We start from the raw sequence: 7,379 nt of genomic DNA, 5'->3' as shown, positions 1-7,379 counted from the left end.
CTTTTTCCGATTGCTTGATAGCTTACTTTTTCTTTTTTGCTGATCGATCTTAGACTTTCTTCTTTGTAGAAAATGGCTTCTATCAGCTCTCTTTCTTTTTTTGTGAGTGTAGCTAATGCCTTGTTTAATTCTTCGATCTGCATTTTGACCTCTACAATTTTTTCTAAGTCTACTCTTTCATCTATGATATTGTCTACAAAGTGTCCGTCATAGTCCAGTGCTGAAAACGGTATTACATTGTTTTTCCAATCTTTCTTGATAAGGTATTTTTCATGCTCGGTTATCTTCCAATAGGCTTTATAGACTTCTTCACTGACCTTAACCGCTTTTCCTTTGACATAAAGGAAATATTCTTTTTTGTCCATTGTGTAATCCTCCTTTTTCTGCTCTCTGTTTTTGCTTTTTGAGAATAAAAAAAGGAGGACTTCTACACTTTGGCGTAAAATGTCCTCTGAATTGAAAAGAGTTTACCTTTTCTTTAGATGTATTTAACTGTTTGTAATTTGTTGTTTTCCCATCTTCCTAAGTCCATTAAGCATTAAAAACAGTCCTAACATAATCATACTAAAGTCTACGATAGGTTCTGTCCACCAAACTGCTGACGCTCCAAACACCTTTGGAAATAGTAATATTGCAGGAATAAATAAAACTAACTGTCTAAGCATTACAATCATGCCTGCTTTTTTTCCATCTCCTATGGATTGGAAAAATGTAAGTGTCATAATCATAATTCCATATAAGATGAATGTAGAATAAAACATCTTAAAATTTACAACACCAACTTCAATAATCTCCCTTCTCACACTGAATAATGATAGTAATTTTTCTGAACAAAACATTGATGGTATCCATGAAGCTGCTGCAAGAATTGTTGCACCATACATAAAAATCTTCATCGTATCTTTTACTCTTCCGTATTGTTTTGCTCCGAAATTAGCTCCAATAACAGGTTGTAAGCCTTGACTCATACCCCACAGTGGAATAAAGGAAAACATATATAATCGCATTGTAGCAGACATCAAAATTCCCCAATCATCTCCTCCATACGCAAAGGCTTGCTTAAACAAAAATGTTTGCTGTACTGCAAATAAAATTTGCATCATCATTGCCGAACTTCCTATACTAAACATTTCGCTATAAATTGCCTTGTATTTTTGAATTTTATGGATACCCACAAAAGCACTTTTCTTTGAAAAATAGTGGAATGTCAATATTGCTTGTACAATTTGAGATATAACAGTGGCAATAGCTGCACCTTCAATCGCATATTCACCCATCAACTTCATAAAAATAGGATCTAAAATAATGTTTAATATAGCTCCCGCTCCCATAATCATCATAGATTGCTTTAATGCACCTTCGCCACGCATTGTCATATTTCCCGCTTGAGCAAAATTCACAAATATAGAGCCAAAGAAAACTACTCTTAAATATCTCACACCGAGTTCTTTAATATTTCCTTTAGCACCTACCAAATCTAAAAAATGAGGTGCAAAAATCAAGCCAAATATTGTGATAATTACAGAGAAAAATATTACCCAGTAACAAAAATTCCCGAATATTTTATCTGTCGTTTCTTTATCGCCCTTTCCGATTGCTCTTGATAATATTGAGGCACTTCCAACGCCAATCAATGCCGATATTCCACCATTGATTATTGTTAAAGACATGGATACACTAATGGCTGACATAGCATAATCACCAATGAGCCATCCTGCAAACACACCATCCATAAATGGATACAATCCTATGACAATCATCCCGATTATTCCGGGAATTGCCAACTTAAATAACAGTTCTTTAGGACTTTTTGTTAATAGTTGTGTTTTCATATCTTCTTTCATCGTATCATTCTCCTTTACCTATATTTATTTCACAAACTCATATACTTTTCCGTTACATCTATCTATAAATTCATAATCGTGTGTGATTATGATAATTATCTTTCCTTGTTCGGTCATTTTATTAAGAAATCCAATCAAAATATCCATCTGCCTTTTACATAGTCCGCTTGTCGGTTCATCGAAAATTATGATAGGCTTCTTGCTTAGCATTGACATAGCAAGTAATAATCGTTGCTTTTCACCTCCCGATAATGAGTTTGGGTGCATTTCTTTTTTATCAAATAAGTTTACTGTTCTCAAAATTTCATTTTTTAATTCATTCTCCTTAGTAATAGTTGAAATTTCTTGCCATACAGACTCTGTAAAAAGTTGATAATTAACATCTTGCATAATCGCAAAAATATTTTCACATCGTTTTTTTACTTTTACTCCGTTATAAAACACCTCTCCTGTTCCTCTTGTCAGCCCCATCAGCAAATTGATAAAAGTGCTTTTCCCAACACCATTTTGACCAATGATGAAATTGATACCGGATTCAAAGGCAATACTGAAGTCAAAGATTTCCTTTCTTTCATATTTTTTTTTGAAATTCAAACAAGACAATGCTTTACAATCAAGATCTGAAGAATTTTTCTTTAACACTTCTACTTGCTTATATTTCCTGCTTAAAAAATTGTTTTTAGAAATCGCATTAAAACTCCTTAGATTGTGTTTTTCAGAAACCTGTTCAAAGAAATCATCACAAAACTGCTCTTTTGTGTATTCTTTATAAGTTCCATTTTCTATCACACACAATTTATCAAGCATATCTTTCAGATAAAACAATCTATGCTCCACAATGATGATAATTTTCTTTCTTTTTTTCAGTTCCATAATGGCATTCTGTAAATGCTCTATTGCAACCTGATCTAAGGAAGATGAGGGTTCATCCAACAAGATAATTTCATTTTCAGAAATCCCGCAAGCTGTTACTGCAATCAACTGCTTTTCGCCTCCGGATAATTCAAAAATATTTCTGTCCAATAATTCTTTTGTACCTAAAACCTCTGAATAATACCTAATTTTATCTAAAATCAAATTCTTATCTATGTTTCTATTTTCTAACTGAAAAGCCAGTTCATCGGTTGAATTGATACAATAAAATTGTGTTTTAGGATTTTGAAACACTGTGGATATAAATTTAGATCGTTCCAATATCGTCAAGCCAAACAGTGATTTTCCGTTAAATACAATATCTCCTTCTAATTCTGCATTATTGTATTCCGGAATAATTCCATTGATAACTTTTAGTAAGCTACTTTTTCCTGTTCCTGAATGTCCTGTAATGACGGTTACTTCACCGGGTTTGAAAATCATATTTATATTTTTCAATATGCTTTCACCGTCAAAACTCACTGTTAAATTTTGTAATTCAAGCATATTTCCCCCTTATATACAGATAGATTATCCATACCATTATTGAGAAAAATATATAATCCATAAGTCCCATATATGTTTCACTAATACTTGTCCTCTTTTGATTTACAGCCAACCCTTTCGTCATAGCTGATACCGTCAAATCATCTGCTGCTTTTGACAAGCACATCAATAATGGCACAAATCTATATTCAAATAATAAAATTGGACTCTTTATTAACTTTTTAAGCGTCAATCCTCTCAAACGCATAGCTTTTTTTATATGACTATAATCAATCCTTGCTGCATAAAAGAAACGTACCATTACCGTCAAGGGAATGGCTATTTCATCAGGACATTTCATTTTTTTTAATGAGTAAATGCTTTCTCCAACATTTGATGTAAGTATGGTATATCTCCCCATCAAAAATGCAGGAAGAATTTTTTTAATAACCATTACTATTATCAATAAAATTGCAACCATAGGATTGTAATTAAGCCCTATCAGAAATTTATCAGCAGCATAAACAAACAAAAGAGTAGCCACTCCAATAATAGCTACTCTTGTATATTTTGCGTGAATTAAAAGTATTATCGGAATTGTGGATATTAAAATGGCTTGCACGAAATACTTTGTTTGAATATTGCCTAATACCATCACATATGAAAGAACTATCGTCATAAAAAGTTTTGTACGAAAATCAAGTTTGATTATCATCCTAACTCTCCATGAAATCTTATTTTTCCATACCGGCTTTTTTGAAGTGTTTTTTTAGAAATGCCATTCCAATGCTGCAACCTATATATGCACCGATAATTCCTACTATTGCCATTACAACAATAATCCAATTCGGCATAACACTAAGCATCTTATCAATGAACTCTTGATTGTATCCTTGTTCTAACATTTGCTTAATATATTCATTTCTCGATATAAAAATTGGAAGCCAATTTCCTAACGTGCAAAGAGGAGCAATTGAAAATGCTAATCTTGCTTTCTTTACATTGGTATATTCTCCTGATTTCAAAATTATTTCAGCAATAATACCGGCAATAACAGCAGTTAATAATGCCCAAGGTCCATGTCCCATAGCAACATATATCAATGCAATCAATAATGATTGAATAAAAATCATTCCTCTTTTTTTAATCTTGGTAGAATATAGCATATTTACAGGTCCTACCAAAACTCCCTGTGCAAATGGGACAACCGGCATTAAAACCGGAACCATTGCTAAAAATGATCCAATCATCATAAATATGAATCCTAATACGGAAAATAATCCTATATTGATTAAATCCTTTACCTCTAATCGTTTGCTCATTTGAAACCTCCTAATTGTTTTAATTTTTCTTTTCTACATCAACAATATAATTTATCATTGTTTCTTTTATATATCGTTTATGCTCGCTATAAGACTTTCTCGCACCTAAAATTTCTGAACTTAATATCAATCCATTGATATAATTCACTAAAAAACCGTCACCAAATATATCTGCTTTAATTCCAAGCTGCTTGGCGATTAAACTTAGCTCATTAGTCGTATTAAGTTTCAATTCTTGATACAACTTTTCAAAATCCTCATTATATTTTTTTGCCTGTAAAAGGAGCGTATATAATCTCATCAAATCTGTATCAGCCAGTGACTTATCAACCAAAATATCACCCATTTGCTGATATTTATCTTTGCCTCGATTATTTTCCAAATACTCATTTATCAAGCTGTTTCTGTAATCATTACCATCAAGCATTAAGTCTTTAAGCATTTCATTTGTACTTGCATAATGATGATAAACACCCCCTCTACTCATACCTATCTCTGTAATGACATCTTCCATCGTTGTGCTTTGAAAGCCTTTTGTTAAAAAACATTTTTTTGCAGCTTCTCTAATTTTCTTTTTTTTGATTTGTCCTACTTTTTGTTTTTCTTCTTTCAAAATGAAGACCTCTTTTCTACTCAACAAATAAAAACCGACAATGTCGTCGGTTTTTATTATATACTATATGATAGTTAATGTCAACTAACTATTGTATATCATTTTTGTTTTTTAAATATTTTTCTATACTCACTTACCGGTATCCCTGTTCTTTTCAAACTCTTTAGCTTTTCCTGTTTTTTCTCCTCTCTCCTTGCCTTATATCTATCCTCATATTCTTTTTGCTTGCCGTTTTCTTTACGCTTAAGGTAGTTTTGATGAAGTCTGTCTTTTCTTGCCCTTTCTTTTTCTTCCTCCTCCCTTAATTTCTGCATTTCTTCTTCAGATAATTCTTCTTTCGGCGGTTCATAGTTGCCGATAAAGTTGAAGTAGATTTCGACTTTCTGATTGGCGGTTTGACTGCCTTTTCGATCTCGTTCGTGAATTAAGATTTTTTCTACAAACTCGTTGATGATGGTAGGTGTCAGTTCGTCAAAGTTATCATAGCGTTCAATCAACCGGATAAACTTCTTGGCTCTGTCGGTTTCTTTTTCGTATCGCTTGATGGCTTTTTCCAACCCATCGATTTCTTTGCTGAGTTCTCTTTGCTCTGTTTCATACTGATTATTTAAGATTTCATGTCGGGTATTCGGTATCTTCTCCAGTATCATATCTTCATATATCCGACACATTAAGCATTCCAGTTCCTGAAGTCTGTTTTTACTATCTGTGAGCCTTGTCTTTTTCTTTTCCATTTCCATTTTCTCGCTTTCTTCCATTTCGTTTTGAATGGAATGGAGAAAGGCTTCGTTATCTTCATCAAGGCTTTTCTTAATGTCTTGTAAGGTGCTTTGAATGAGCTTTAAGACTACTTCTGCTTTTATCCTGTGAGCAGATGGACAAAGTGTTCCACAAGGTGCTTTTGTGTAGGCACTGCAAGTATAATAGGGGATATTCTTGTAGTTGCTTGTTCTATGTACATACATTTTACTGCCACAATCCGAACAGTACATAAGCCCTGTAAGGGGATGGTATTCTCCCCAACCATCAGGATACCTTTTTACATTTCCTCTTATCCTTTGAACATTGTCAAATGTTTCTTGGTCTATAATTGGCTCGTGGGTATTTTCAAATATCAACCAGTTATCTTCAGATACGTATTTACTTTTCTTGTCTTTGAAATGTTTTCTTGTTTTGAAATTGACTGTATGCCCTAAGTATTCCTGTTTCTTTAAGATACTTGCAATCGTGGAGCTGCACCAACGATACGGATATTCAAACACTTTGCTTTGATGTAGTCCATATCCCAATTTCTGCTGATGATAGGCGGGTATATCTATCTTGTCGGCTTCTAATATTCTTGCAATTACCTCCTTTCACTCAAATTCTCCAATAAAAAAAGAATTAAGCAAAACATTTTTCACTCAAATAGTGATGAAGTGTTCTTCTTAATTCTATTACTCCGGCCGCAAGCTTATACTTTGCATACTGCCTCACTGCAAAGTGTTCAGGCTCTTTTGCTGCAAGCTCATCAAACATCATATCCACAGGGTTTTTAAACTCCTCATCATCTTCCCTTACTTCCATTGCATTTATCATTTCAAGCAGGGTGGAGAAGTTCTGCTCTTCCTCAGGTGCCTCATAGTGTATGTAGCCTATAAGTGCCGTATATAGAAGGGTTTCGGCTTTCAGCCAGAAGTCGTCACTTCCCTTGCTTTCCCCCTTAGTGTTCGCAATAAGTGTCGTAACCAGCTTTAATATGTCCTTTTCTGAATGGATATATGCAAACGGATTATAGTGCATTGATTTTGTAAAATTTATTGTATTAAACACCTTAATCCGGTATCCGTTCTTATAAAGGGCATTTCCGACTTCCCCTATAAGGCTGCCTTTCGGATCAGTAACCACATAGCTTGAATGCATCTGCAAAAGATTTGGCTTTATAAAATACCTGGTCTTTCCTGAGCCTGAACCGCCTACCACAAGCACATTTTTATTCCTCGCATATTTTGGAACCTTCGGCCTTGAATTCATGGTAATCCTTTCAGTCTGAGACAGGATTACATTTTCTGAAAACACCTTATCTTCAAACGGTTCAATATCGGAATGCCTGCCCCAGAGAGCGTTTTGTCAAGTACCTTTTTTGATTTATTGACGATTTTTATTTTGATGTAGTTTTTCAACTTAAATGCAACATGGTGTTGCACTTACTCTGACAGGTAC

7 protein-coding genes and 1 pseudogene are annotated in these 7,379 nt (G+C 33.8%); all 8 read right to left on the bottom strand.

From position 1 onward, the window contains the following. The coding region (locus tag ACTTKP_RS10410; protein WP_442553834.1) for a sigma-70 family RNA polymerase sigma factor at positions 1 to 365 on the bottom strand (365 nt) is incomplete at its 3' end. Positions 366 to 488: 123 nt separating this feature from the next. Further along, positions 489 to 1,844, bottom strand: coding sequence for an MATE family efflux transporter (locus tag ACTTKP_RS10405; RefSeq protein WP_442553833.1), 1,356 nt, complete (start codon positions 1,842 to 1,844; stop codon positions 489 to 491). A gap of 24 nt (positions 1,845 to 1,868) precedes the next feature. Then, positions 1,869 to 3,263: an ATP-binding cassette domain-containing protein gene (locus ACTTKP_RS10400; RefSeq protein ID WP_442553832.1), complete on the bottom strand. Its 1,395-nt coding sequence runs from the start codon at positions 3,261 to 3,263 to the stop codon at positions 1,869 to 1,871. Beyond that, a complete protein-coding gene (locus tag ACTTKP_RS10395; protein ID WP_032462568.1) occupies positions 3,256 to 3,957 on the bottom strand; it encodes an energy-coupling factor transporter transmembrane component T in 702 nt (233 codons plus the stop codon). Before ACTTKP_RS10395 ends, ACTTKP_RS10400 begins: the two co-directional genes overlap by 8 nt. Positions 3,958 to 3,976: 19 nt before the next feature. Beyond that, a complete protein-coding gene (locus tag ACTTKP_RS10390; protein WP_442553831.1) occupies positions 3,977 to 4,564 on the bottom strand; it encodes an MptD family putative ECF transporter S component in 588 nt (195 codons plus the stop codon). Positions 4,565 to 4,583: 19 nt separating this feature from the next. After that, on the bottom strand, positions 4,584 to 5,177 hold the full coding sequence (locus ACTTKP_RS10385; RefSeq protein WP_268734252.1) for a TetR/AcrR family transcriptional regulator: 594 nt from the start codon (positions 5,175 to 5,177) through the stop codon (positions 4,584 to 4,586). A gap of 98 nt (positions 5,178 to 5,275) precedes the next feature. Further along, positions 5,276 to 6,466, bottom strand: a complete 1,191-nt coding sequence (locus ACTTKP_RS10380; protein WP_442553830.1) for a DUF4368 domain-containing protein — start codon at positions 6,464 to 6,466, stop codon at positions 5,276 to 5,278. Positions 6,467 to 6,617: 151 nt separating this feature from the next. After that, positions 6,618 to 7,283: pseudogene (locus ACTTKP_RS10375) on the bottom strand (VirD4-like conjugal transfer protein, CD1115 family); the annotation flags it as partial. Positions 7,284 to 7,379 lie beyond the last annotated feature (96 nt).

It is taken from the genome of Catonella sp. (assembly GCF_052169795.1).
Taxonomy (GTDB): domain Bacteria; phylum Bacillota; class Clostridia; order Lachnospirales; family Lachnospiraceae; genus Catonella.
This window is presented reverse-complemented; position numbering and strand designations above follow the sequence as displayed.

Bases quoted from the DNA above. Each gene is read 5' to 3' on its own strand.
- ACTTKP_RS10405 (WP_442553833.1), bottom strand. From the start codon at position 1,844: ATGAAAGAAGATATGAAAACACAACTATTAACAAAAAGTCCTAAAGAA.
- ACTTKP_RS10400 (WP_442553832.1), bottom strand. From the start codon at position 3,263: ATGCTTGAATTACAAAATTTAACAGTGAGTTTTGACGGTGAAAGCATA.
- ACTTKP_RS10395 (WP_032462568.1), bottom strand. From the start codon at position 3,957: ATGATAATCAAACTTGATTTTCGTACAAAACTTTTTATGACGATAGTT.
- ACTTKP_RS10390 (WP_442553831.1), bottom strand. From the start codon at position 4,564: ATGAGCAAACGATTAGAGGTAAAGGATTTAATCAATATAGGATTATTT.